At 42.0% G+C, this 26,007-nt stretch carries 25 protein-coding genes and 2 pseudogenes; 12 read left to right on the top strand and 15 right to left on the bottom strand.

From position 1 onward, the window contains the following. Window positions 1-82 precede the first annotated feature (82 nt). A pseudogene (locus ACQ86K_RS20725) lies at window positions 83-1,275 on the bottom strand (pyridoxal phosphate-dependent aminotransferase). Between the two features lie 93 nt (window positions 1,276-1,368). On the opposite strand from ACQ86K_RS20725, the gene ACQ86K_RS20720 reads away from it, so the two are divergent. The 4 genes and pseudogenes from ACQ86K_RS20720 to ACQ86K_RS20705 all read left to right on the top strand — a co-directional run bounded on the left by ACQ86K_RS20720 (window position 1,369) and on the right by ACQ86K_RS20705 (window position 4,653). Further along, window positions 1,369-2,343 (top strand): cation diffusion facilitator family transporter, encoded by a 975-nt coding sequence (locus ACQ86K_RS20720; RefSeq protein WP_091162900.1) that lies wholly within the window; start codon window positions 1,369-1,371, stop codon window positions 2,341-2,343. Continuing rightward, on the top strand, window positions 2,343-2,783 hold the full coding sequence (locus ACQ86K_RS20715) for an NUDIX domain-containing protein (protein WP_091162137.1): 441 nt from the start codon (window positions 2,343-2,345) through the stop codon (window positions 2,781-2,783). The genes ACQ86K_RS20720 and ACQ86K_RS20715 overlap by 1 nt, the downstream gene beginning before the upstream one ends. Then, window positions 2,780-4,044, top strand: a pseudogene (gene bioA, locus ACQ86K_RS20710) (adenosylmethionine--8-amino-7-oxononanoate transaminase). The gene ACQ86K_RS20715 and the pseudogene bioA overlap by 4 nt, the downstream one beginning before the upstream one ends. A 3-nt stretch (window positions 4,045-4,047) precedes the next feature. After that, on the top strand, window positions 4,048-4,653 hold the full coding sequence (locus tag ACQ86K_RS20705; protein WP_218134323.1) for a hypothetical protein: 606 nt from the start codon (window positions 4,048-4,050) through the stop codon (window positions 4,651-4,653). A 115-nt stretch (window positions 4,654-4,768) separates the two neighbouring features. Here ACQ86K_RS20705 and ACQ86K_RS20700 read toward each other — a convergent pair whose 3' ends face one another. The 6 genes from ACQ86K_RS20700 to ACQ86K_RS20675 form a co-directional block, all read right to left on the bottom strand. Then, on the bottom strand, window positions 4,769-4,921 hold the full coding sequence (locus ACQ86K_RS20700; protein WP_431198669.1) for a hypothetical protein: 153 nt from the start codon (window positions 4,919-4,921) through the stop codon (window positions 4,769-4,771). Window positions 4,922-5,015: 94 nt separating this feature from the next. Next, complete coding sequence (locus ACQ86K_RS20695; protein WP_431198668.1) at window positions 5,016-6,665, bottom strand: LTA synthase family protein; 1,650 nt, start codon at window positions 6,663-6,665, stop codon at window positions 5,016-5,018. Window positions 6,666-6,707: 42 nt separating this feature from the next. After that, window positions 6,708-7,352 carry a DUF4412 domain-containing protein gene (locus ACQ86K_RS20690; protein ID WP_091162144.1) on the bottom strand — a complete coding sequence of 215 codons (645 nt, stop codon included), beginning with the start codon at window positions 7,350-7,352 and terminating at the stop codon, window positions 6,708-6,710. Window positions 7,353-7,431: 79 nt separating this feature from the next. Then, window positions 7,432-8,016 carry a hypothetical protein gene (locus ACQ86K_RS20685; protein ID WP_431198667.1) on the bottom strand — a complete coding sequence of 195 codons (585 nt, stop codon included), beginning with the start codon at window positions 8,014-8,016 and terminating at the stop codon, window positions 7,432-7,434. After that, complete coding sequence (locus tag ACQ86K_RS20680) at window positions 7,989-9,533, bottom strand: ComEC/Rec2 family competence protein (protein WP_431198666.1); 1,545 nt, start codon at window positions 9,531-9,533, stop codon at window positions 7,989-7,991. The genes ACQ86K_RS20685 and ACQ86K_RS20680 overlap by 28 nt, the downstream gene beginning before the upstream one ends. Before the next feature lie 90 nt (window positions 9,534-9,623). Beyond that, window positions 9,624-9,959: a MerR family transcriptional regulator gene (locus ACQ86K_RS20675; protein ID WP_091162148.1), complete on the bottom strand. Its 336-nt coding sequence runs from the start codon at window positions 9,957-9,959 to the stop codon at window positions 9,624-9,626. A 102-nt stretch (window positions 9,960-10,061) separates the two neighbouring features. Here ACQ86K_RS20675 and ACQ86K_RS20670 point away from each other — a divergent pair, with 102 nt between their 5' ends. Genes ACQ86K_RS20670 through ACQ86K_RS20655 form a run of 4 tightly spaced genes read left to right on the top strand, consistent with a single transcriptional unit; the run spans window position 10,062 to window position 14,038 of the window. Continuing rightward, window positions 10,062-11,033 carry a hypothetical protein gene (locus tag ACQ86K_RS20670; RefSeq protein ID WP_431198665.1) on the top strand — a complete coding sequence of 324 codons (972 nt, stop codon included), beginning with the start codon at window positions 10,062-10,064 and terminating at the stop codon, window positions 11,031-11,033. Further along, complete coding sequence (locus ACQ86K_RS20665; RefSeq protein WP_431198664.1) at window positions 11,021-11,941, top strand: hypothetical protein; 921 nt, start codon at window positions 11,021-11,023, stop codon at window positions 11,939-11,941. Before ACQ86K_RS20670 ends, ACQ86K_RS20665 begins: the two co-directional genes overlap by 13 nt. Further along, entirely contained in the window at window positions 11,938-12,828 is an 891-nt protein-coding gene (locus ACQ86K_RS20660) for a hypothetical protein (RefSeq protein ID WP_431198663.1), read from the top strand. Before ACQ86K_RS20665 ends, ACQ86K_RS20660 begins: the two co-directional genes overlap by 4 nt. Continuing rightward, window positions 12,797-14,038, top strand: a complete 1,242-nt coding sequence (locus ACQ86K_RS20655) for a hypothetical protein (RefSeq protein ID WP_431198662.1) — start codon at window positions 12,797-12,799, stop codon at window positions 14,036-14,038. Before ACQ86K_RS20660 ends, ACQ86K_RS20655 begins: the two co-directional genes overlap by 32 nt. A 247-nt stretch (window positions 14,039-14,285) precedes the next feature. Here ACQ86K_RS20655 and ACQ86K_RS20650 read toward each other — a convergent pair whose 3' ends face one another. Next, a complete protein-coding gene (locus ACQ86K_RS20650) occupies window positions 14,286-14,486 on the bottom strand; it encodes a hypothetical protein (protein ID WP_091162154.1) in 201 nt (66 codons plus the stop codon). Between the two features lie 374 nt (window positions 14,487-14,860). On the opposite strand from ACQ86K_RS20650, the gene alaS reads away from it, so the two are divergent. Then, window positions 14,861-17,584 carry an alanine--tRNA ligase gene (gene alaS, locus ACQ86K_RS20645; protein ID WP_091162156.1) on the top strand — a complete coding sequence of 908 codons (2,724 nt, stop codon included), beginning with the start codon at window positions 14,861-14,863 and terminating at the stop codon, window positions 17,582-17,584. A 232-nt stretch (window positions 17,585-17,816) separates the two neighbouring features. Here alaS and ACQ86K_RS20640 read toward each other — a convergent pair whose 3' ends face one another. After that, the gene (locus tag ACQ86K_RS20640; protein WP_091162158.1) at window positions 17,817-18,329 is read right to left on the bottom strand and encodes a hypothetical protein; all 513 of its coding nucleotides are present in this window, start codon (window positions 18,327-18,329) and stop codon (window positions 17,817-17,819) included. Between the two features lie 285 nt (window positions 18,330-18,614). On the opposite strand from ACQ86K_RS20640, the gene gatB reads away from it, so the two are divergent. From gatB to ACQ86K_RS20625, 3 genes are all read left to right on the top strand, one after another. Then, window positions 18,615-20,084: an Asp-tRNA(Asn)/Glu-tRNA(Gln) amidotransferase subunit GatB gene (gene gatB, locus ACQ86K_RS20635; protein WP_091162160.1), complete on the top strand. Its 1,470-nt coding sequence runs from the start codon at window positions 18,615-18,617 to the stop codon at window positions 20,082-20,084. Then, a complete protein-coding gene (locus tag ACQ86K_RS20630; protein WP_091162161.1) occupies window positions 20,085-21,230 on the top strand; it encodes a TlpA disulfide reductase family protein in 1,146 nt (381 codons plus the stop codon). A gap of 106 nt (window positions 21,231-21,336) precedes the next feature. After that, window positions 21,337-22,026, top strand: a complete 690-nt coding sequence (locus ACQ86K_RS20625; RefSeq protein ID WP_022831601.1) for a response regulator transcription factor — start codon at window positions 21,337-21,339, stop codon at window positions 22,024-22,026. 78 nt (window positions 22,027-22,104) lie between these two features. Here the strand turns inward: ACQ86K_RS20625 and arsB are convergent, their stop codons facing one another. The 6 genes from arsB to ACQ86K_RS20595 form a co-directional block, all read right to left on the bottom strand. Continuing rightward, on the bottom strand, window positions 22,105-23,190 hold the full coding sequence (gene arsB / locus ACQ86K_RS20620; RefSeq protein WP_091162162.1) for an ACR3 family arsenite efflux transporter: 1,086 nt from the start codon (window positions 23,188-23,190) through the stop codon (window positions 22,105-22,107). Between the two features lies 1 nt (window position 23,191). Next, window positions 23,192-23,617: an arsenate reductase ArsC gene (locus tag ACQ86K_RS20615; protein WP_091162902.1), complete on the bottom strand. Its 426-nt coding sequence runs from the start codon at window positions 23,615-23,617 to the stop codon at window positions 23,192-23,194. A gap of 7 nt (window positions 23,618-23,624) precedes the next feature. Continuing rightward, a complete protein-coding gene (locus ACQ86K_RS20610) occupies window positions 23,625-24,467 on the bottom strand; it encodes an arsenite methyltransferase (RefSeq protein WP_091162164.1) in 843 nt (280 codons plus the stop codon). Window positions 24,468-24,507: 40 nt separating this feature from the next. Beyond that, window positions 24,508-24,837 carry an ArsR/SmtB family transcription factor gene (locus ACQ86K_RS20605; protein WP_091162165.1) on the bottom strand — a complete coding sequence of 110 codons (330 nt, stop codon included), beginning with the start codon at window positions 24,835-24,837 and terminating at the stop codon, window positions 24,508-24,510. A gap of 153 nt (window positions 24,838-24,990) precedes the next feature. Then, window positions 24,991-25,476, bottom strand: a complete 486-nt coding sequence (locus ACQ86K_RS20600) for a hypothetical protein (protein ID WP_091162168.1) — start codon at window positions 25,474-25,476, stop codon at window positions 24,991-24,993. A 112-nt stretch (window positions 25,477-25,588) separates the two neighbouring features. Then, the gene (locus ACQ86K_RS20595) at window positions 25,589-25,981 is read right to left on the bottom strand and encodes a DUF7674 family protein (RefSeq protein ID WP_091162170.1); all 393 of its coding nucleotides are present in this window, start codon (window positions 25,979-25,981) and stop codon (window positions 25,589-25,591) included. Window positions 25,982-26,007 lie beyond the last annotated feature (26 nt).

Genomic DNA, 26,007 nt, shown 5'->3' with positions numbered 1-26,007 from the left:
CCGGATTTATAGGATTGATTTTGCTGTGCAGACAATTAATATCCTGATAATCCTCAAATCCTAAAAATCAAGGTTCAGTTTATTATGCCAATTTACCCAACGCTTCTTTTAACCTTCTCATAGCCTCAATCAGTTTGTCTTCGGCCGTGGCATATGATAAACGGATTGAAGAAGGATCACCGAATGAATCGCCGCCCACGGTGGCTACGTGGCCTTCTTCAAGCAGGTACAAGCTTAAATCGTCAGAGTCATTGATCACGCGTCCGTTGTAGCTTTTACCAAAGAAAGAGGTAACGTTAGGGAAAAAGTAGAACGCTCCATCTGGCAGGTTTACTTTAATACCTTCTATTTCACTCAGTAATTTATAAACAATATCACGGCGTTTTTTGAATGCGGCGCGCATTTCAAGCACACTTTCCAAACCCCTTCGTAAGCGGCTATGCCGGCACGCTGAGTAATTGAACAGGTACCGGAAGTTACCTGGCCTTGCATTTTATCAAATGCGGCGGCCAATTCTTTAGTGCTGGCTGTGTAGCCAATACGCCAGCCGGTCATGGCAAAGGCTTTCGACCAGCCGTTGATGATAACCACACGATCTTTGATATAGTCAAATTGCGCGATAGACTCGTGTTTGTCAACAAAGTTGATGTGTTCGTAGATCTCATCGCTCAGGATATAAACATGTGGATGTTTTTCGAATACCTTAGCTAAACCTTCAAGTTCATCTTTAGTGTAAACACTGCCGGTAGGGTTACATGGCGATGAAAACATGAACAACTTGGTATTAGGAGTGATGGCTGCCTCTAATTGCTCGGGGGTGATTTTGAAGTTAGTATCAACGGTAGTGTTAATGAAAACGCTTTTACCTTCGGCCAATTTAACTACTTCACTGTATGAAACCCAGTAAGGAGTAGGGATAATTACTTCTTCGCCTGGGTTAACCAAACACAATACCGCGTTAGCGATAGCCTGCTTGGCACCTGTTGAAACAACTATGTCGGCAGCATCATAATCAAGATTGTTCTCGTTCTTCAGCTTGGCAACTACGGCTTTACGAAGTTCAGGGTAGCCTGCTACTGGTGTGTAGTAGGTAAAGTTCTTGTCCATGGCCTGCTTGGCGGCTTCCTTGATGTGTTCAGGGGTATGAAAATCAGGTTCACCAAAGCTAAGGCTGATCACGTCGACACCTTTAGCGGCAAGTTCACGGCCCAGTTTGGCCATTTTAATCGTTGCAGATTCGGACAGGTTTTGTATCCGGGTACTTAATGCGCTCATATAAATTATGTTATCGCGGCAAATATAGAAAATAACTTTACTGCTACTTACGCTTGTTATTTTTTAAATTTGCGGCCTAATACCACCCTTGCTTTGAATCAACAAAAAAGGATCATTTTAATTTCGCTTATAACGGGGATTGTGCTGATGCTGGCGAAATTTGGCGCCTACTTTTTAACAGCCTCCAATTTTGTACTTACCGATGCCGCCGAAAGTATTGTAAATGTAATTGCAAGCTCATTTGCCTTTTACAGTATCTACCTCTCGGCCCTGCCACGAGATGAAAACCATCCTTACGGCCACGGCAAGGTGGAGTTTTTTTCGGTTTTTATAGAAGGATCACTTATCGGCATTGCCGGGTGCATCATCATTGTAAAATCGGTTTACAGCTTTTTCTTTCCCAACATTATCCATGACCTGTTTACCGGTGCTATTATTATAGCGGCAACCGGAGCCATTAACGGCGTGTTGGGTTATTATATGATCCGTAAGGGCAAAGAGCTTCGTTCCATCACCCTTGATGCCGACGGTCGTCATTTGCTGGCCGATACCGTTACCAGCGTAGGCCTGGTGGTAGGTTTATTGTTAATTGAATTTACCAGGATTTTATGGCTCGATAGTGCATTATCTATATTGGTTGGCTTATATATAGTGTACAGTAGTTACAAATTGGTTCGTAAATCGGTAGGGGGATTAATGGATGAGGCAGATTTTCAGGTAGTGACCGGGATCGTGAACGTTTTAAGTGAAAAACGCCGTGAGGCCTGGATAGATGTACACAATTTGCGCGCGCAGAAATATGGACATGAGCTGCATATCGACTGTCACATGACGCTGCCCAACTATTTTGATCTGAATACAGTACATACTGAAATATCATTGGTTGATAAGATGATAAATAACGATATGGGCATAAAAACGGAGCTTTTTATTCATGCTGACCCTTGTGTACCCAATTGCTGCCACTACTGCAGTATGCCCAATTGCCCTATCCGGTCGGAAGCAAAAAACGAAACAATAGCCTGGACAATGGAAAAGGTTGTACGTAATAAAAAACACTTTGAATAATGGAATACTTTAATGTAAGGGTTTACGGTCTGCTGCTGAACGATGATGATGAATTGCTCATAAGCGATGAACAGGAATACGGTGTGCGTTTTTCAAAGTTCCCGGGCGGAGGCCTGGAACTTGGTGAGGGCCTGATTGACGGGCTTAAACGCGAGTTTATGGAAGAGTGTAATATTGAGATTGAAGTTGTAGGCCATTTTTACACCACTGATTTTGCCGTAAAATCGGCCTTCAATAATTCGCAGGTTATCAGTGTATATTATTTAGTGCGAAGCATTACTCCGGTTAATTTGAACATAAAGGCTGTTGCCTTTGATTTTGATGGGGAAGGAGAGGTGTTGCAGGCTTTTAGATGGGTGCCACTTACCGCGCTTAGTGTGGCCGACTTTGAATTTCCGACAGATAAACGTGTGGTTGAACTTTTACAGAACGAACTATGAACCTTACCGAAAGGGATTTAAAAGTAATATGGCACCCCTATACCCAAATGAAAACCGCGCAGCCGCCTGTAGGTATTGTACGTGGCGAAGGGGCACTGTTATTTGATGAAGAAGGAAAACAATACATTGATTCAGTATCGTCATGGTGGGTAAACATTCACGGGCATGCGCATCCTTATATTGCCCAAAAGGTATCAGAGCAGCTTCACAAACTGGAACATGTGATATTTGCAGGTTTTACCCATGAAGGCGCCGTTGAATTGGCGGAACGGCTGTTAGCAATTTTGCCGGCCAACCAAAAAAAGCTTTTTATTCAGATAACGGTTCAACCGCTGTTGAGGTTGCTATAAAAATGTGCCTGCAATACTGGCTTAATAAAGGCGATCAGCGCACCAAGATCATCGCTTTTAATAATGCTTACCACGGCGATACATTCGGCGCGATGGCCGTAAGTGGCCGCAGTGCATTCACTAAAGCTTTTGACAGCTTACTATTCGAGGTAGATTTTATAGATATACCCAACGTAGAAAATATAGAAAGCCTCAAATCTCAGATCTCAGATCTCAAATCTCAGACGGCCTGCTTTGTTTTTGAACCATTGGTGCAGGGCTCGGCAGGGATGATCATGTATGAGGCTGAGTATTTGAATGAATTGATGGCCCACTGTCGTGAGGAAGAAGTGATGCTGATTGCCGATGAAGTTTTCACCGGCTTCGGGCGTACAGGCAAACCTTTCGCCACGAATCATGTAAATGTTGAGCCGGATATCATGTGTTTCTCCAAAGGACTTACAGGCGGCACGATGGCGCTGGGCTTAACTACCTGTACGCAGCAAATTTATGATGCCTTTTTATCGGATGATAAGTTGAAAACCCTTTTCCACGGGCATTCGTTTACGGCCAACCCGATAGCATGTGCTTCGGCATTGGCCAGCCTGGATCTGTTTCAACAACCCGAAACGGCAGAGAACATTGCCAGGATCAAAGCCGCTCATACTGCCTTTGCCGATAAGATCCGCAATCACCCTAAAATAAAAACCGTGAGGCAAACAGGCACTATACTGGCCATGGAGTGGGAAACCGGCGATAATACCTCATACTTCAGTTCGCTCAGGGATAAGCTGTACCATTATTTTTTATCCGCGGGGATCATATTGCGCCCCCTGGGAAACGTTATTTATATTTTACCGCCATATTGCATTACTAATGAGCAACTCAGTTATGTTTACAGCAAAATTGAGCAGGCTCTTGAAGAATTATAAATTATGCTGAACAAAATACTACCTACTATAATAGCCGATAACGAACTTCATTCACGCTGGTTAAACACATTATCGTTAATGGAAAATACCGGCGCACGCAAGATTTCGGCCAGTGAAGACCCGCTTACGGTTACTTACATTATATTAAAGCACGCTGCCGAAGAGCACCGTCATGCCTTTTACCTTAAAAAGCAACTGGAAAAAACGGGTGTAACGTTACCAACCTACGCTGCCGAATACCTGCTGGCCCCGGGCTCAAGCAAGTATTATTTAAATCAGTTGGATGTGGATGTTTGCCGTTATTTAAAAAGTGAGCTGAACCTGAAAGGCGCTGAGCTCCGTTTTGCAGCTTACCTGTTGGTTACCTACGCTATTGAGGTACGTGCCGATGAACTTTATCCAATTTACCAGGATGCCCTTGACGAAGCAGGTAGCAAAGTAAACGTAAAATCGATCATTTTAGAGGAAGAAGGCCACTTGGAAGAGATGATCAACCAGCTGCAGCATTTCTCGCCCGATTGGGAACTGCACGCTCAAAAAGCTGTTGAATTTGAAACCAAACTGTTTAATCAATGGGTTGAGCAGTTGGGTAAAGAATTGGCTTTGTAAGGAATAAAAAATCTGTCATTGCGAGCGTAGCGCGGCAATCGCACTGAAGCTGAACGGCTCTGTATAGCTACGACATTGCTCTCGTCGTTCCTCCTCGCAATGACATGAATAAACTTTAATACCCCATATACTCCGTAAACACCTGCTGCAAATAAGCTTTACCACAAGCAATCGCCGCTTCAGTAGCATTTTTATCAGCATTTGGTTTGCTGTTATAGATCATGGTGCGGCCGGCGTTATCATATGAAACAGCCTGCCCCGGCTGCATAAAACCGAACCCATTATCCCAATCAAAAAAGCAAACTCTTTACTATTGGAATTCAAGAGATCTTTCGACCACTTAAACTGATTATGTGGCATACCTAACTGAGCCAGCAGGGTAGCTGCGAGGTCTGTTTGTCCGCCCAGTTTACTGTTTTTTTACCACGATATTCGGGCTTGATCACATCGCCGAAAAACAAAAGAGGTATATGGTATTTAGCCGGGTCGTAAGCCTCGGCTGTATTACGCGGCAGGCGGTGACCGTGATCGGCCACCAGGATAAACAGTGTGTTTTTATACCAGGCTTGTTTTCTGGCCTGCTCAAAATAAGCGTTCAGGCATGAATCGGTAAAATAGGCTGTGCTTCTGAATTTATTACTTACATCAGCGTCATCATTAAAATGGTGCTTAACAGGTAGTACAAAAGGCTCATGATTGGATGATGTTTGTACATAGTTAAAGAACGGCTGTTTTTGACGGGCCAAATATTGCAGGTTTCGGGTAAGCAGGTCATCGTCATAAACACCCCATTGTGTTTTTATATGGCTGTTATCAAAGCTGGCCTCGTCGATAATATGATCGATATTATGTGAAGTCATGAACTTATCAAAATTCATATAATTACTTTTGCCACCATAAAAATAAGCGGTTTCATAGCCTGCATCTTTAAACGATGCAGATAAAGCCGGAAGTTTTTTATGTTTAAGCGTATCGCTGATTATGGTACGGATTGCCTGTGACGGGAAGCCACTCAGGAGAGCTACAATACCCTTGTCGGTACGATCGCCTGAGGCATAAATGTTGTTAAAGAACAGTCCGTTTTTAATGAACTTTTCAAAGTTTGGCGCTACGCCTTTATCTCCTCCTAATGATTCTATCACGTCGGCTGTATAGCTTTCCATTTGGATGATTACAATGTTTGGGCGGCTGATAGTCAGGATTTGTTCTGTTGAATTGCCTTTAACATTATATAATTCTTCAACGGTTTTTGCGGCCTCATCCGGGCGGTCGTATAGATAGGGATTGTAAAGCGGGCGCAAATTTTCAAATACATTGTTAAAGAGGTTCCACTCGGTGTTGAGGGCACTCTGGTTGAGGATTTGCTTTTCGGAGAAATAAGCAGAGTTCTGGCTTACCGGCTTAGCTTGCAAACCGCCGCGCATCATCACAAAGTTTACAAAAAGCAGCAATGTGGTAAGCGAAACTTTAAGGCTTGGCCGGACATCAGGCTTTTTAAACTGATAATTGATGATGAAATGAGATAGCATTATACCGGTGGCCAGTAAGGCAATCCCGATAAAAATACATTTACCCACCGGCGATGATCCACTTGATGCGATTGCTTCTGAAGGTGCGTGATAAAACGAAGTAAACACCCTGAAACTAACTTTGGTGCCCCATTCACGGAAAATATTAAAGTTAAGTACCGTATTCAACGAAATGCAGAACAAGCAAAACCAAACATATACTTTTAGCCAGATGGGTTTTATTCTAACCTTTGGGATAAACCAGTTGATGGCAAATACAAGGATGGGAATGATACAGATATATGCTGTTGCCGATACGTCAAGCCTTAAGCCCCAGAAAAACGTTTGAAGGATTTCCCCGATGCGGGCGTGATCCAGCTTGTGCAGAAAATAGATCTCAAATGTCGCTCTCGTAATTGCGAAAAAAGCGATCCAAAAGATGAAGAATCTGAAAAAGCTAAAAGGTTCTTTAACATTGGGGTAACAAAAATAGTATTTTGCCACAATGTTAAGGAACCTTTAATGAATTGTTAATGAAATATTCGATTATCTGCCGCCGCTCATAGCTTTCAGGTCATCCAGGGTGATCTTTTCAAAATCAGCAGGGATCCCGAATGTACCGGCAGGGTTTTTTTGTTCGGTAATACTTTTAACAGTAACCTCGGTGCTTTGACCTTGTGAAAATGAGGTGTATTGTACCGGGAAACCACCAACAGCGCGGTAGTATTTAGCAATAGCAGTTACAGGTACAGTAACATCATTAGTTACCCAGATATCATAAGTTTTGTTGGCTTTTGCATCTGTAGCTACCACTTTTTTGCAGTTAAAACCCGAAATAACTTTAGTTTCGGTACCGGGAGCAAAGGTAAGAGTTGGTAATGAAGCCATAGCCTGGTCAACCTCATCAGGAGTAGCAACCGCAGCTTTCTTGATAGACGCAACAGGTACATCAACCATTACAACTAATGATTTACCGTCGGCATCGGTTAATATTTTTATGGTAGCGGGCCCTGTAGTAAATTGCATAGCGGCCGAATCGGCGCGGAAATAACTTTTAGCTTCAACCTGTTGCCCCTGCATAGCCGTTGAAATAGTTACCACGCCCTCTTTGTAAGCTTTTTGGGCGTTTGCGCTGATAGCTGTTGCGGTAAGGGCAAGGCCTAAGGCAACATTGAAAATTTTAATGTTCATGTTTTGAGTTTGATTTAATGCCAAATTAATTTTTAATAATTAAAAGACAAATTTTTAGATAAGTAGTTTAATATGTTTTTCAATTAGATGCCGTTATGAACGATTTGTTACGTTTTAATATTACATAATTGCCATGCAGGGCACGTGCCTGATCAGCAATAAATTGTACGGTTTTAGGGGCATTGGTGGCATCAATAATTATATTATGATATTCGTGATTTTTATTAATAATAGCAAGCGGAATTTTAGGGTTCCCGGTTATGTATAGGTAGTCGGTTTTTTGTTTTATCGCGGATATGGTATCCGCATAATCTTTGTTCACAACAGCTATCGACCGATTTCGAAATTGAATAAAATTATCCTGTTTTCGTAAAAAGCCAGATCGGATATCCTGATTAGGTTGATACAAAGAGATGTCGTTTATTTTACAACTATCAAGATAGGGTTGGATAGAATAATGGTAGTTTTTGTCGGTATCAGTGAGGTTAGTTAGTACAATAGCACGGTTACCGTTTTTAAAGATGATCCCCATGTTTTTACGCAGGTTTAAAAAGGCGATGCTGTTGGTTGTATATGAGCGGTATGTTTTTATGCTGATACTTACAGCTAACAAAAAAATCAATGCAATACCTGCTCTCAGCAGCCATATTTTTCTATCGTACAAAAAGTAAAAAAACATATGATAATAGCATAAAGCAGCAAGTACTCGGTTGCGGTAAGCCATATTTTGTTGATGCTTGCAAAGGGCAGGTGCTCAAACCAGGCCAGTACAGCGTTCATGAGCAGGATGGTTTTTTCGAGGAGCCAGGCAAGGCCGGCAGATATAAAGGGGATTTGCGGCAATAGCAGGTAAAAGATCCCGCTATACATAATAACAGCTGTGGGAATGATAATGAACAGGTTGCTAAACAAAAAATAAACCGGGAACTGGTGAAAATAAAAAGCGCTCAGCGGGAACGTAATAACCTGTGCAGCTATTGATACCGAACACAAAGCCCATAGTTTGTCGATCCATTTATTAGAAAAAGTAAACCATTTATAAACCACAGGTTGTAAAACTACCAGCCCGGCAACCGCGAGGTATGACAATTGGAAACCTACATCCGTTATCAGCAAAGGGTTATAAAGTAATAATATAAAAGCCGATATAGCCAGGATATTTAAATTGTTGATGTACCGGTTGTAAGTTTTACCGATGATAACCGTGCTGATCATGACAGCTGCCCGGCAAACCGCGGGTGAAAAACCAGTTAACATGGCGTAATACCAGATGATAGGAATAATGATGATCGCTTTGATCACCCTGCCAGGCCCGAACCTGTTCAGGAAATTCAGCATAAATGCCAGCAAAGCCCAAATGATAGCCACATGAGCGCCGGAAACCGATAACACATGAATGGTGCCGGTTTTGGAATAGGCCTGCAACACATCTTCGCTCAAATCAGCTTTATAACCTAATATTAAGGTGGAGGCTACGGCTATAGCATTTGGATTGTGCATTTGGTTTTTTAGCTTTTCAACCATTTGTAGCCTTAGCGCCAGTGCATTTGCCATGAACATATTGCCGGCGTGTGATTGCACCAAACGGTATTGTCCCGGGTATAAAAACTCCTGGTAATAAATGTTTTGGTGTGCCAGGTACTTTTTATAGTTAAACTCGGCAGGGTTAAAAGGCGGGTCGATAGCAGTGTATTTACCGGGGACCAACAGTTCATCGCCATAAGCCATGTGCACCGCAGCACTATCTTTTATGGTGATCATCAACGTCCCGGTTGCCGGGAGGGAATGTTTTTGATTGATGTTCGCTACAACGTTTGCCGTAAAATGGATCAGCCCGTTTTTTATTTGCGGCTCATTATTAATGCGTACAAGCAGCCGTTGCGCGGGCAGCTTTGAAAAATGACCGGAATTATTAAGTTCGTTATTGTTCATGACAGCTATCCAGCCGGCAAGAAACAATAACAAGTGAATGATGATTCCGCCAAGCCACCGCCTTTTATAAACTTTAAAACGGCTGTAATAAAAATTAAGCAGCAGAAATAATATCAGCAGACTGGCAAACCCAATAGCCAACGGCATTAAATAAGCGGCAGACCTTAAATTGATCCCAACGCTTATACCCAATAAAAAAGGAATCAGTAAAATAACAACCGGGATCTCGCCCTTGTGGTTAGCGATCATATATCTTACAGATTGTTATAGCAGGTGACAGCATGGTTATAGGTTAACCCGACGGTATTTTAGAAATAAAGATAGTTTTTATGCGGAAGATTACAACTGGTCGCGTACCTCAAGCAGGAATTTTTTGAGATTTTCGAGAGAATCAATAACGCGCTGGTTATCCCTGGTATCGCCCATGTTGTTTTTAAGATGATCTTTTGCTCCGTTTAAAGTGTAGCCCTTATCACGGATGAGGTGGAAGATGATCTTAAAGTTTTCAATGTCTTCGGGGGTGAAATACCGGTTGCCTTTTTTGTTTTTCTTGGGTTGCAGAACATCAAACTCTTTTTCATAAAAACGTATAAGCGACTGATTAACATCAAACATGGCCGATACCTCGCCCATGGTGTAGTACATCTTGCTTATCTCACGTTCTTTATACGGCATAATACAAATGTATCTATTTGATTTCGGAATTGGGAATTTCGATTTCGGAATTTTCTTTGAATCTGATCCATATAATTATATATTTATGGCTCTAATAACCTTATGACTATTAAACTATTGATAACATACACGCTGTGTGTGTTATGTACTATGCGGTTAAGTGCCCTCGAAGTTGATTCGGCTGTAACCATAACCTCCTTGAAAAATGAGTTTCGGTTTAATTGGAACAGCAAAGATAACCGTGTAGAGATCATCCAGAAACTTAATAATATCTACACCAGTAGTGCTTACCAGGTTAATTACACGGTATCTGAATTTTACAACAACAATATCTCTATTGATGATATAACCTGCAAAGTTGACGGCCGCACTCCTCGCGGTTTTAAACCTGAGTATACTTATTACAGCAATAATGATATTTTTTATTCGGACGAACGGTTGTGTTACTTTACGCTCGATCTGGCAAAAAAAGGAAGTATTGGCAATGTTACTTTTGAAGAAACCGTTAATGATCCCCGCTATTTTACCAATATTTATTTTGCTGATAACCTGCCGGTCCAACAAGGCGAAGTTAGTATCGAAATTCCGCGCTGGATGAAGGTGGATATTAAGGAGTTTAATTTTAATGATTTTAATATTAAAAAAAGTACCGTTTATAACAGCAGCAATGATGCCGATATTATAACATATAAGTTTACTAATATCCCGGCAATGAAAAAGGAATTGCATGGTCCGGGCCCAACCTACGTATATCCGCATTTGCTCATCATGTGTAAATCGGCGATTGTAGGGAGTAAACAATTTACTTATTTCAATACTCTTGCCGATCTTTATGCATGGTACCACGAGTTAGTAAAGGATGTGGCCGGCGACCCCGCGCTGTTACGTACTAAAAGTAATGAGCTCACTGCAGGGTTAACTAATGATTTAGATAAAATAAAAGCCATATTTTATTATGTTCAGGACAACATCAGATATATAGCATTTGAAGATGGCATAGCAGGTTTTAAACCTGAAAAAGCCGACGAGGTGCTAAGAAAAAATATGGTGACTGTAAGGGAATGGCCAACCTGACCAAGGCCCTGCTTGTATCTGCAGGCTTTGATGCCCGGCTTTGCTGGCTGGGTACAAAACATATTGCTTATGATTATCAAACACCCTCAATGGCAGTTGATAATCATATGATTTGCGGGTTGCCTTATAAAGGCAAAATCTACTATCTTGATGCCACTGAAACCTATATAGGTATTAATGAATATGCTGAAAGGATACAAGGCAGACAGGTTTTAATGGAAGATGGTGATAAGTATATTCTCGGTAAAATACCATACGCGCAACCTCAGCAAAATGTAAGCAGCGAAATAAGCAAACTCCATATAAATGGAGCAAGCCTTGCCGGTAAAGTGAGCAACGTTTGGAAAGGAGAGGATAAAGAAGCAGTATTAGCTGGAATAAATAGCATTAAGCATGAAAATGTCGAAGATGTTATGAAACATTATCTTGCTGCGGGTAATACCGATTATGCCATCAATAACCTTGTTTTAAGTAGTACAAGCAATGCCGACAAAGATTTAAATGCCGGGTATGATGTTGACCGTAAAAGTGGAATATCTGCTTTTGGTAAAGAGTATTATATTGATCTGGATAACCGTAAAGAGCTTTCGGGGGCTGTCATAGCTATTGATGAGCAAAAAAATGATTACTGGTTTTCAAGAAAAGATCAGATTGCAACCGAGACCGAACTCACGCTGCCGCCAGGTTATAAAGCTGCAAGCATACCGCCCGGCGTTAACATATCCAGGCCGGGGTATGAGTTTTATATCACTTACATCAGTTCGCCCGGAAAAATCACTTATAAAAAAACGTTGCTCATAAAGAACACGCTGCTTACAAAGGCAAATTTTGCGCAATGGAACCAGGATATTGAACTCTTGAATAAAGCTTACAACGAAAATTTAGTTATAAAACCTGTATCACAATGAAAAAAACATTACGTTTATTATTTTTCTTTCCTCTGTTTGCTATGACCGCGGGTGCGCAAAACAATAACCAAACCTACGCGGAAAAAGCAGCCGAAATTCAGAAGGAGGTTTGGGGGACAACCGTGCCTGAATTTGCAACCACAAAGGTGCCTGTTAATTTAAGTAATGAAAGCGCCGTGGTTTTTGCCAAATCATACAGCATGCAAAGATCGCTGACCAATAAATTTAAATTTATGATCATCACGGCGTCATCAACAACTCGGGCACTCAAGCTTACCACTTTTCACGAACGGGTTAAGATAAACGACAAATCAGCACTTGAAGATTTTTCAACTATATCTTACCAAAAACGTCTTGATGAAAGCGTACATATTTTGAGCGCTAAATTTTTCATGACACATGACACCTACATTGGGGCTAAGATCATTAAGCCAAGCGGCAAAGAAGTTGTGGTAAACACAAGCGAAGAAGTTCTGATAAAAAATGAAAAGAAAGATCAGGTGAGTAAACTTGCCATATCCGATTTGCAGGTTGGTGATATACTTGATTATTACGTGAGCACTGTCGACGTAAACGAAAATGCAAGTACCGATAATTTTGCTGATAACGATATGGTTTTTGTATTGGCCGGCGAGTATCCTGTTTTATACAGCAGCTACGATTTTCAATATTCAAAAAAAGATAATGTAAAGCATATTTGTGCAAATGGCGCCCCGCAGTTTAATATAAGTACGAACGCAGCAGGCGACCAGATATACAGTTTGAAGGTCAGAGATCAGGCCAAGTATTCCAGTGAATTTTGGACTTCCAAGTTTCTGTCAGTTCCCTTATATCGAAATCAGCAGTTCACACACCATGGGTTTTGTAAAGTTTGTTTCGGGTGGTAAAGCAGGTGAAAGCGCTGCTGATAGGTTGCAGGCCAATAAGGCAATTTTTGAAGGCACTTTTACCGAACGGGACATTCCTTACTTCAGCAATGTTGTTGACCGTTTAAAAAAATATTTCGACGGCAAAAAGAACATTAAAGCTGTACCGCTTGATAGCGCTATGAAGGTGCTTTACAATATCAGGAAGGGAATGGTTTTTGGTAGTTATAGTAAGGATGATGTTGGCAAAGTTGATGAAATCAATTATCGTCGTATGTCCTCAAAGTTTAATACGGTTGTTATGAGCATGGCTTTAAATGATCTGAAAATTGATCATGACGTATTGTTGGTTTGTTCGCGTAATGCTAATACACTCGATAATATCTTTAACTATAGTGATTTTGACGCCTGCATCCGCATAAACGATACAAAGCCGCTATATATGTTTTTTGATGACGCCGCAACTCACTTTAATGAGATACCTCAACGCTTTCAGGGTGAAAAAGTGATTGTGCTTACTCCTAAGCGGGAAAGTTCAACCAAATATTCGTTTACTGAAGGTACAGCAGTTTTGCCCGTAATGCAGGCCGCTATTAATAATATAAATGAAGACATTAAGGTATCGCTTTTGCCGACCAATATGCAAAAGATAAAGATACAGAGGTTGGTTAAACAAACAGGTTTGATGAGGCATGATGATCAGTTACGTTTACTGCCGGTAGTTGATATTGATAACATCCTTATGGAATTATCTAAGAGTGAAAAGCTGGAAAAACGATTGGCAGAAAACCCCGAAACAAAAAAACTGCGTGATGATTTCAGCTACGCGTTTTCGGATGATGAGTCAAAGTCAGTAAAGAAATTTACGTCTGAAATAAAAGCCCAGTACGAGCAGGAGCCAACCCAGGTTACAGATTGTAAAATTATTAATGCCGCTCTTGATAATAGCAGTCCGGTTTTTCAGTATTCGGAATCATTTGTATTGGATAATCTGGTAAAAAAAGCGGGCAATAATTATATTATTGACGCCGGTAAACTTGCAGGATCGTTTTACAAACTGGAAGAAAAAGAACGAAAACGCACTTATGACGTGTATATGCCATGTTCCCGTAGTTTTAAATACACCATAAACATTGCTGTGCCACAGGGATATACAGCCAAAGGGCTGGAGGAAATAGCAGCAAAAAAGACTAATAAAACCGGTTCGTTTTCTGTCAGAAGCAACCCTTAACGGTAATGTTGTAACTATTGTGATAACACGTGTTTACAATAATAATTTTGAAAAAGCAGAAAACTGGCCGCTCCTTAGCGAGGTGATTGACGCTTCAGCGGGATTCAACGCGCAGAAAATACTATTTGAGAAAAAAGTTAATAGCTGTTGAAAAAGAGTCCGGATACAACATCCGGACTCTTTTTCAACAGTCTCTATAATTGCACCAGCAATTATTTTTTATGTCCGCTAAATCTGTATCGTATGGCTATTTGGTTTCGCTCCAGGGTAGGGAGGAGGCTTTGCCTGCTAAAAAATCGGCTTTGCGGCTGGCCATGTCTTTAGCTTGTTGTTCAAGCACGGCATCGCTTTCATTATCTATGCGGTAATTATAGTCCAAACTATCAAGAAAAGCCAGGAGCACTCGTTTCTCCTGTTCGTTTTGAATATCAACTCTTAAAGTTTCCATAAACAAATTTACACCAAATAAGATAAATTGTTTAATTGTATCGATGAATGGGAGGGTAAATCAACTGTAATCAATAAATAAATCCGAAATCGAAAATCCGATATCCGAAATAATTGAAAATCCTATCTTATCGTCCCTTCAGGGTCTCTCGTAGAGGACCCTGAAGTCATAAATTGTGTCGATTTCAACCTTGGCCGCTTTTATTACGTGGTTTAACTTTCGCCTTTCTGTAAAACTATGAAATTGCATTGCGAATACCTCAGGGTCCTCTGCGAGAGACCCTGAGGAGACAGAAATCTCTCGCGGTAATTCCTTTTTTACTTTCCGACTTCCGGACTTTCTGACTTCCCGACTATTATTTACCTTTGCTTCCTATGACTGCTACCGAAATACGACAGGCTTTTCTTGATTTTTTTGTTTCAAAGGGACACACCATCGTTCCTTCGGCTCCAATTGTAATTAAAAACGACCCAACCCTGATGTTTACCAACGCGGGGATGAACCAGTTTAAAGATATATTTTTAGGCGAGGCGGCCCCGAAAGCCCCGCGCGTGGCGGATACGCAGCGTTGTTTACGTGTATCTGGCAAGCACAACGATTTGGAAGAGGTGGGTATCGATACCTATCACCACACCATGTTTGAAATGCTGGGTAACTGGAGCTTTGGCGACTACTTTAAAAAAGAAGCCATTGCCTGGAGCTGGGAACTGCTTACCGAGGTTTACAAGCTTCCTAAAGACCGCCTGTATGTTACCTACTTTGAAGGTGACGAAAAGGAAGGCCTTGAAGCAGATTCCGAAACCTATGAACTGTGGAAGCAGTACGTAGCGGAAGATCATATTCTCCGTGGTAACAAAAAAGACAACTTTTGGGAAATGGGCGAGACTGGTCCGTGCGGTCCTTGTTCGGAGATTCACTTTGATAGCCGCCCGGATAATGAGCGTGCCGAAGTAAACGGCGCCACTTTAGTTAATGCCGACCATGACCAGGTTATCGAAATCTGGAACGATGTATTTATGCAATTTAACCGCCTTAAAGGTGGTGTATTGCAACCGTTGCCTAACAAACATGTGGATACCGGGATGGGCTTTGAGCGTCTGGTACGCGTGTTGCAGGGCAAAACATCAAACTATGATACCGATGTTTTTCAACCAATGATTCAGTTCATTGCCGAAAAATCGGGTAAGAAATATAACAGTGCTGCTAAACCGGGTGATGCGGATTGGAATGATGCTGTAGCTATGCGCGTATTGGCCGATCATATCCGCGCTATAAGCTTTGCTATTGCAGATGGGCAATTGCCCGCAAGTAACAAAGCGGGTTATGTGATCCGCAGGATCTTACGTAGGGCAGTGCGTTATAGCTATCAAACTTTAGGCTTTAAGGAGCCTTTCTTTAACCAACTGGTACCATTATTGGCGGAACAGTTTAAGGGAGTATTCAATAATCTTTTTGAGCAAAAGGATTTTGTGCAAAAAGTGATTTTGGAAGAGGAGGTTTCATTTTTACGGACTTTGGGAAGCGGTATTAATAAGTTTAACGAATATGTAAAAAAGCAAAATGAACGTTTTTCTACTCCCTCAACTTATGGTAAGACAGTTTCATTTCCTGTAAGTGGGAAACTTTATGATAACCACGACGGAAATCCGAAAATGATTGTCGGTGAATTTGCTTTTGAGCTGTCTGATACAGATGGGTTTCCTATAGACTTAACCGACTTAATGGCTCGTGAAATAGGATGGACTGTAGATATAAAAAAATTTAATGAGGAGCTAATTAAGCAAAAGGAACGCTCCCGCGCTGCCACCGCTATTGATACCGGCGATTGGATCGTACTAAAAGGTGATGAATCGGTTGAGTTTACCGGTTATGACGAGACCGAGAGTATCGCCCATATTGTAAAATACCGTAAGGTAACCGCTAAGGGTAAGGAACAATACCAGCTGGTATTGGATAAAACGCCTTTCTACGCCGAAAGCGGTGGCCAGGTAGGGGATAAGGGCGAACTGGTTTTCCCTGATGGGGAGATCATCCTGGTTACAGATACGAAAAAGGAGAACGGACTGATAGTTCATTTTACCGATAAATTGCCGCAGGATATTGACGATGCCTTAACTGCTATTGTTGATCCTGCTCTACGCAGCCAAACCAACGGTAACCACTCGGCTACGCACTTGTTGCATGCTGCAATGAAACAGGTTTTGGGTAGCCATGTAAACCAAAAAGGTTCATTGGTGAATGCCGATTACTTAAGGTTTGATTTTTCGCACTTTGCCAAAGTTACCGATGAAGAGCTGGCGCAGATCGAGGCCATCGTAAATCAAAAGGTACGCGAAAATATTCCGCTCAAGGAAGAGCGCAGTGTACTCTATGCCGAAGCCATCAGCAGTGGTGTAACTGCTTTGTTTGGTGAAAAATATAGCGAGTATGTACGTGTGATCACTTTTGATGATAACTTCAGCAAGGAGCTTTGTGGCGGTACGCATGTGAAAGCTACCGGGCAAATTGGTTTCTTTAAAATTATTGCCGAAAGTGCGGTAGCTGCCGGTGTTCGCCGTATTGAGGCTATTACCGGTGTTGCTGCCGAAAAATATATCGTTACCCAAAATGCTTTGGTTAACCAGTTAAAAGAACTGCTTAAGAATCCAAAAGACCTTTCAAAAAGCGTTGAGGGATTGTTGGACGAAAACGCTAAACTGAAAAAGGAGATCGAAAAATCGATCCTTGAAAAATCATCAGGCTTAAAAACTGAGCTGGCTCAAAAGGCCGAAGCCATCGGCGATATTAATTTCATCGCCCAAAAAGTAGCCCTGCCCAATGCCGATGCAGTTAAAAATCTGGCTTATCAGCTTAAGGACATAGTTTCAAACCTGTTCCTGGTGCTGGTTGCTGATTTCGATGGTAAACCAAGCATTACCGTAATGATTGCCGAAAACCTGGTGAAGGAAAAAGGCCTGCATGCCGGTAACATCGTAAAAGAGCTGGCTAAGGAAGTTAAAGGCGGAGGCGGCGGTCAGCCGTTTTTTGCTACCGCGGGTGGCAGTGATGTAAGCGGATTGGATAAAGTATTAATGAAGGCGAGGAGCTTTGCGGGGTAAAGAGGCTGTCATGGGTAGCCTGTCGAAGCATGGTGGGTAAGGCCTCTGCGCGCGACCCTTCGACGGGCTCAGGGTGACAGGCTCTCTATAGCAAATAGCATTTCACCGTTCAAACCGGATGTCCAAATTCCCATGACGTGGCGTATAGATAATCTAATAAAAGTAAAAAGACCGCCTTAACAGAAGCGGTCTTTTTACTTTTATATTTTTTAGGGGAAAGCCTGTTAGACAATTAATGGTGGTGACCATTTTTTTGTCCACGGTGTTCAACTACGCGGGTACGTTTTACTACGGTTTTATGTGGCTTTTGGTAATGGTTTACTACCCTGGTACGATTAACCACATGTGTGCGGTTTACTACCCTGGTGCGGTAGTTGTCTCGTACTATAACATTCTTTGTACCGCGGTAGCGGGCATAGGTATCACGGTCGTGCGTAAAATAGGTATACGCTCTTGGGCGGTTTACGGCCACTTTGTAGCCTGTTGCAATGTTGTAGCTGGCATAGCGTGGCGGCAATGATCGTCTCCAAACCCAGTTTCCGCCATCCAAATAAACATATTGATGAGTAGGGACATAATAGTAGCTTTCTACATCGGGTAAGTAGTAATAATTAATACCGGCATATTCGGCGGGCGGGTTCCATAAGCCAACGTTTAAATTTACACTTACCTGTGCATTTGTCCTGGTAACCGAAGCTGCAAGTAAAAAGCATCCTGCAAGCATTCCTAAAATTAATTTTTTCATGGTGTCTGTCTAAATATGAACACTTATTCAATTTCTGTGCCTGACAAATAAATAGACGGCGGCGGATACAAAAAGTTTAATCATGCTGATGACAGGCATGTTTGATTTGAATATTTTCATCAACTGATCTCCAATCATGGGGTATAATCTCTATAACCCCTACCTTACAACTATATAATTGCACTTTTACCGTTGTTTTAAAAGCAAAATGGTGTTGTTACTGTATTAATCTTTATATATTTGACTTTTATACATCAGTAAAATCATAGCTGAATTTTTATTTTTATGACAGTTCTCGCAGACGGGGTAGCTGAAAAGTACGAGTTGGTGATAGGCCTCGAAGTACACGCACAGTTATCTACATCAAGTAAGATATTCTCGGCAGATTCGGCTGCCTTTGGTGCCGAACCTAACCGCCATGTTAGCGCGGTATCGCTGGGGCATCCAGGCACTTTGCCCTTTATTAATAAAAAAGCGGTTGAATATGCCGTTAAAATGGGCCTGGCCTGTAATTGCACTATCAACCTGAATAACAGCTTCGCCCGTAAAAATTATTTTTATGCCGATCTGCCTAAAGGCTACCAGATTAGCCAGGACCAGGCGCCTGTTTGCCTTAACGGTTATGTGCCCGTGAAACTGGCCGATGGCACTGAAAAGAACATAGCCCTGCACCACATTCACATGGAAGAGGATGCCGGGAAAAGTATGCATGATCAGCACCACGCCGATTCACTGATCGACCTGAACCGCGCCGGTGTACCGCTGGTGGAAATCGTATCTGAACCAGATATGCGCAGCGCCGAAGAGGCCGGCCAGTTCCTGACCGAAATGCGTAAAATTCTCCGCTATCTTGATATTTGCGATGGTAACATGGAAGAGGGCAGCATGCGCTGCGACGCTAATATTTCGGTGCGGCTTAAAGGTGCAACTGCTTATGGTAACCGTTGCGAGGTAAAAAACCTTAACTCCATCCGTAACGTGCAGCGTGCTATTGAGCATGAGTTTGCTCGCCAGGTAAACATTATTGAAGCCGGCGGCCACATCGATCAAAATACGCTGAACTTTAATGCCGATACAGGTGAAACTTCAGTGCTCCGTTCAAAAGAAATGGCCAACGATTACCGCTATTTTCCCGAGCCGGACCTTCCGCCCTTGAAGCTTACCAATGAGTATGTGGAAAACGTCCGCAAAAGCTTGCCAGCTCTACCCGGTCAGTTGTATCATAAGTATACAGAGCAATTAGGCTTAACCGATTATGACGCGTCGGTCATCACTGCTGATAGGGACACCGCCTTTTATTTTGAATCGCTGATAAAATATACCGATCATTATAAAGCTGCTGCTAACTGGCTGATGGGTGCTGTACGCTCATACCTGAATGATCATAACCAAACCATTGGTAACTTTGCTGTTACGCCGCAAAACCTTGCCGCCCTCATCAAACTAATTGACACCGGGGTGATAAATAATTCTGTAGCTTCGCACAAATTGTTTCCTGCCATGATCAAAGAACCCGGCAAAAAACCGGATGATCTGGCTAAGGAACTTAACCTGCTGATCAGTGCCGATGGTGATGATGTAACTCGTTTTATAAAGGATGCCATCGCCAAATATCCTGATAAGGTTAAGGAATACCAAAAGGGGAAAAAGGGTGTTTTAGGCCTGTTTATGGGCGAGATTATGAAAAGCTCAAAAGGTAAGATCGACCCGCAGAAAACTAACCAGCTATTGATAAAGGAATTAGAAGCAAAGTAAATGAAAGTTAAAAATCTGGCTGCCGGCGCGTTGTTATTGCTTAGCGCGGGCATGTACTCTTGTAAAAACGAATCGCAATTTAGTGTTTCGGGAACTATCAAAAATCCGGGTAACCTTAAAGCTGTTTATTTGATTGAGGCCGATAGCTCGGGCTTAAAGGTTGTTGATTCTACTTCGTTAGGCGAGGGCGGTAAGTTTGAGTTTAAACATGTGGCGCTTTACCCAAACCTGTTTAAACTTCGGGTAGGCAATACCGGTCCGCAGGGTGGCGAAATGCAGGGCGAAAACCTGTACGATTTTATTGCTAAAAATGGCGATGATATTGAGTTTGAAACAGACAATAACAATAAAAACCACGAGTATACTATCAAGGGTTCCGATGATTCGGACAAGATAAAGGAGTTTAACCGCATCAGTAATCTTTACGGCGATAAAAATACTAAGCTTTTTGCCGAATACCAGGAAAAATCTCGCGGTGAGCGGAACGATTCGCTACTGAAAATATACATGCCTATATTTTTAAAGAATATGAATGAAGGCGGCGAGGCGGTTTTAAAATTTGTGAACGATAATAAAAAATCGCTTGCCGGCTTTTATGCAGCTACCACGCTCGATCCTACCAAATACGAAGCCCAGCTTATCAAATTTGCTGATGAAATCAGGGGCGATTTTAAGGATAACCCTACGGTACAAAAGTTTATTGCGCAGATGGATAAGGCTAAGCCGATCTCTCTTGGTCATAAAGCGCCTGAGTTTACCATTAACGGTATTGATGGCAAGCAAATTAATTTGTCTGATTACAAAGGCAAATATGTAATGATTGATTTTTGGGCTTCATGGTGCCAGCCTTGCCGTCAGGAAAATCCTAATGTGGTTAAACAGTACAATGCCTTTAAAGGTAAAGGCTTTAACATCTTAGGTGTTTCCCTTGATAAGGACAAAGCACCGTGGCAAAAGGCTATCAGCGATGATAAGCTTGCCTGGGCCCATGGCTCGGATTTAAACGGCTTTGAAGGCGCTACAGAAAGGCTTTACCGTATTGAAGCTATCCCTTCAAATTTCATCATCGATCCGCAGGGAAATATTGTTGCCAAAAATATTACAGGCGCCGATCTTGAAGCTTTTTTAAATAAAACATTTAAATAGCCTCAACTTAGGGTTAATATAAGGTAACGTTTAACAATTTGTTAATATTGGCTTAACCATTAGCTGTTGTAAAGCGTATACTTTTATACAAAAAAATTAACGCAACATGAGCAGCACCGCAAAACAGAAAATACTTATTGTTGATGATGAACCGGATATTTTAGAACTGATTGAGTATAACCTCAAAAAGGAAGGTTACCAGGTATTTTTAGCACGTAACGGCCAGGAAGCTGTTGCTGAGGCGAAGAAAGCCTTGCCTGATCTGATTGTACTTGACATCATGATGCCTAAAATGGATGGGATAGAAGCGTGCCGCATTATGCGCACCATGCCCGAGTTTAAAAATACCTTTATGGTGTTTTTAACAGCCCGCAGCGAAGAGTATTCGGAAATTGCCGGTTTTAACGTAGGTGCCGATGATTACATTGCAAAACCTATCAAGCCACGTGCGCTGGTTAGCCGCATAAACGCCATACTTCGTCGTAATGCCCCTGCCGAAGACGTAATTGATAATAAACTGGAAATAGGCGACCTGGTTATCGACCGTGAAGCTTACCTGGTTTATAAAAACGGTGTTAAAGTAGTATTGGCCAAAAAAGAATTTGAGCTATTGTACCTGCTGGCTTCAAAACCCGGCAAAGTTTATACCCGTGAGGTGATCCTTAAAAACATCTGGGAAGATTCGGTAGTGGTTACCAACCGTACCATCGACGTACACATCCGTAAACTACGCGAAAAACTGGGCGACGATTGCGTTGCTACCGTGAAGGGTGTGGGTTATAAGTTTGAAGCTTAAGCCCCCGGCCCCGAAGGGATTTATTAAAAAAGCGATTGGATTGTCCCCAATCGCTTTTTTTGTGGGATGGCATTGTAATTAGTCCCCTTTGGCTATAACTTCATTACGATAGTATTTTCTGCGAAGCCAAAATGCCACGTTAACCAGCGCTATCAGTGCCGGAACCTCAACCAGCGGGCCGATTACCCCTGCAAATGCTTGCCCCGAATTAATACCAAATACACCAATAGATACGGCGATAGCCAGCTCAAAATTATTGCCGGTAGCTGTAAACGCAATGGAGGTACTTTTTGAGTAATCGGCACCAAAGTATTTGCCGATGTAGAAACTAAGCAGGAACATAATTGCAAAGTAAAATACCAGCGGTATAGCAATGTGAACCACATCCATAGGGATTTGCACTATAAGCCTACCCTTGAGGCTAAACATAAGTATAATGGTAAACAACAGCGCAATAAGCGTTATGGGCGAAATAAAAGGAACAAATTTTTGCTGAAACCAACCCTCGCCCTTTAGTTTGATCAATGTATAACGACTAATAATACCAGCGGCAAAAGGAATACCGAGATAGATACCCACGCTTTTGGCAATCTGGAGCATGGTAATATGTACCTGGAGACTTTTAAAGCCAAGCACCGGCGGCAGTACGGTTATAAAAATGTAAGCATATACGCTATATAAAAGTACCTGGAAAATACTGTTCAGGGCTATCAAACCGGCGGCATATTCGCGGCTGCCATCGGCAAGTTCATTCCATACTACAACCATGGCAATACAACGGGCAAGCCCAATTAGTATCAGCCCTGTCATATATTCGGGGTAACCGCGCAGGAAAACGACAGCTAAAATGAACATTAGGATAGGGCCTATTATCCAGTTTAAAACAAGTGAGGCACTTAATATTTTGATATCTTTAAATACCCTGCCCATTTGTTCATATTTTACTTTGGCAAGCGGCGGGTACATCATTAATATGAGGCCGATCGCCAACGGAATATTAGTAGTCCCGCTCGAAAACGAATTGATAAAATCGGACGATGAGGGTATAAAGTATCCTGTTACAACGCCTATAGCCATAGCCAGGAAAATCCAGATGGTGAGATAACGATCAATAAAACCGAGCCGTTTTCGTTCAACAGCCGGAGTGCAATTATTGGCAGACATATTATTGCGCTTCGGTTAAATGCTGTTCTACAAATTGTTGGGTGTACGCTTTGATCTGTTCACGTACTTTTCTGAATTCGCCCATCACTTCATCTTCGGTGCCGCGGGCTTTGGCCGGATCCGGGAAGTTGTAATGAAAACGTTTCACATTCCCCGGAAAGTAAGGGCAGGCTTCGTTAGCATTATCGCAAACAGTTATTAAATAATCAAAAGCAATGTTGGCGTATTCATCCACATGGTTTGAGGTATGGTTGGAAATATCAATATCATCCTCGGCCATGGTTTTAATGGCTTTGGGGTTTACGCCATGTGTTTCAATGCCCGCACTGTATATGTTTGCTTTACTGCCCGCAAAATGCTTTAAATATCCCTCGGCTATCTGACTACGGCAACTATTGCCTGTGCATAGTACTAATATATTTTTCATAATTGTTTTATTGGCAGCAGCCTGGTTCGCAGCATACTTTTGTTTCGGGTTTTTCGGCATACACGGTAACGCTTACAATAGCGCCGTTGCCGTTTTTAAATTCGTTAATTTCATCTGCCGATAGGTAATTGCTTAAAATATCGTCAGGAATAATAATGGGTTTTTCTTTTTGCACAATGATATTGACAAAACCATTTTTGCTGATGAGATCAAGGTATTCCTCTTTTTGAATGGCCCCTGATACGCAGCCTGCATACATTTCGGCGGCTGTCCTGATCTTTTCGGGCAGGCTGCCTGTCAATACAATATCCGAAATGCTAAAATGGCCCCCGGGTTTCAATACGCGGTAAATATCTTTAATGACAGCGTTTTTATCAGGCACCAGGTTTAATACACAGTTGCTTACAATCACATCGGCCGCGTTGGCAGTTACCGGCATATGCTCGATATCGCCCAAACGAAACTCCACATTATTAAAGCCAAGTTTGTCGGCGTTTTCGCGGGCCTTGCTAATCATAGCGTCTGTAAAATCAATCCCTATTACTTTGCCGGTCTCGCCGGTTTCGGAACGGGCGATAAAGCAATCATTGCCTGCACCACTGCCGAGGTCAATTACCGTATCTCCCTTTTTAATTTGGGCGAATTGCGTGGGCAAACCGCAGCCTAAACCGAGATCGGCATCGGCATTGTAACCCTGCAGTTTGGTATAATCTTCGCTCATGATATTGTAAACCTCGGTTGAACATCCGCCAGCCCCGCAGCATGATGATTGATTGGTATCCTTATCCTGTAAGGCAATTTCGCTGTATTTCAGCTTTACCAATTCTTTTAATTCCTCGTTTGTTTTCACTTGTGTATTGCAATATTACGATTAATGTGACCAAAAAATTTTAACAGCAATTATTGAAGTCTTTGTACGATGAGAATAGTTTATTTAACTCATCATTCAGGTTTTTCCAGGCTTCGGGCTCAATGCAATAGCAAACACTTACACCTTCAATAGTACCCTGTATGAGGCCTGCATTCTTTAATTCTTTAAGATGCTGGGACACTGTAGGTTGTGCCAACCCTAATTCAGATGACAGATCGCCGCAGATGCAAGCCTTAGCTTCAATAATAAGCTGCAGGATGGCAATCCGGGCCGGATGAGCGATAGCTTTAAGCTGCACAGCCAGTTTGTTCTGCTCGTCGGTAAATATTTCTGTTTTAGTGATGCCCATAATTATATTGCAATATTACGATTAATTAAATTGCTGTCAATAGCTTTTGCAATTTAATTTTAGGCTGAATGTTGGCTGATGAAGTAAATTCGGAAGGAGGAGAGGAAGACCTGCGAAGTTTCTAAAACTTCGCAGGTCTGAAAATTGGCAACCTTACTTAGCTGTAGCTGCCGCTTTCTTTTTAACGCTGGTAGCTGTTTTGGCAGTTTTCGATGCTATGGCCTTTTTAGCTTCCGTGGCTTCAGTTTTGGCTTTTGTGGTAATAGCTTTTGCTTTAGTTGCTGCCTTTGCTTTTACATCAGCCACAGCTTTTTTAGCGGTTGCCGCTTCATCTTTTGCTTTGGCGGTAATGGCTTTAGCCTTGGTTTCGGCTTTCGCTTTTACTTCAGAAACTGCGTTTTTTGCTTTGGTGGTTACCACATTTGCTTTTTTAGCTGCTGCGGTTTTAGTTGGCGCAGCTTTTTTGGTAGCCGTGGCTTTTTTAGCGGCTACTTTTTCCTTGATATCCTCTATTTTTTCTTCGGCTGCTTCTTTTACGTCTTCGGCTGTATCTTTTGTGCCTTCCCAAAGGCTTTCAATTGTTTCTTTAACCTTCTCGAAAAATCCCTTTTCTTCAGGTTGGGTTGATTGATCACTCATGATGTTTTTATAGATAGGTAAACAGATTGTTATTAATTAACCTGTTAACCTCAAAAAGTTTAGGTTTGTTTTAAATCTGCTTAACAAACATTAAACATCGAAGCCATTAAGATCAGCCCGTAAACCTGGCATTACTCAACCCATATAAGCCGTCTATTATTTTTAAAGTAGCCTCGCCAACTCTTTGCTTCAAGAGTGATCGTATCTCGATATAGATATCTTGTTTAACCCATAAATGTATGGCCTGAAGTGTTTCGGTCTTATTACCCAGATGTTCATAAAGCGATACGCAGGCGGCATTCCACAGGTTTTCAGATTTTTGCCTGAAACACCATTCGGCAAAATCATAGTTCTTTTTGAGTTGTGCGACGTTATTACTTTTATGAGACGCTACAGTAACCGGTAATAACTCCATGAAAACGCCATAAATTGAAGTTTGTGGATCCTCAAAGTCCTTCTTTAAGGAAGGGAGGCTTTCAATTGCCCGTTTTCGCCAGGCGCTCATTTTGTATATCTATGGTTATATCAGGA

Source organism: Mucilaginibacter sp. P19 (assembly GCF_050632265.1).
Lineage (GTDB): Bacteria > Bacteroidota > Bacteroidia > Sphingobacteriales > Sphingobacteriaceae > Mucilaginibacter > Mucilaginibacter gossypii.
The sequence above is the reverse complement of the archived record's forward strand: the minus strand, read 5'-3'. Positions and strand labels throughout refer to the sequence as shown.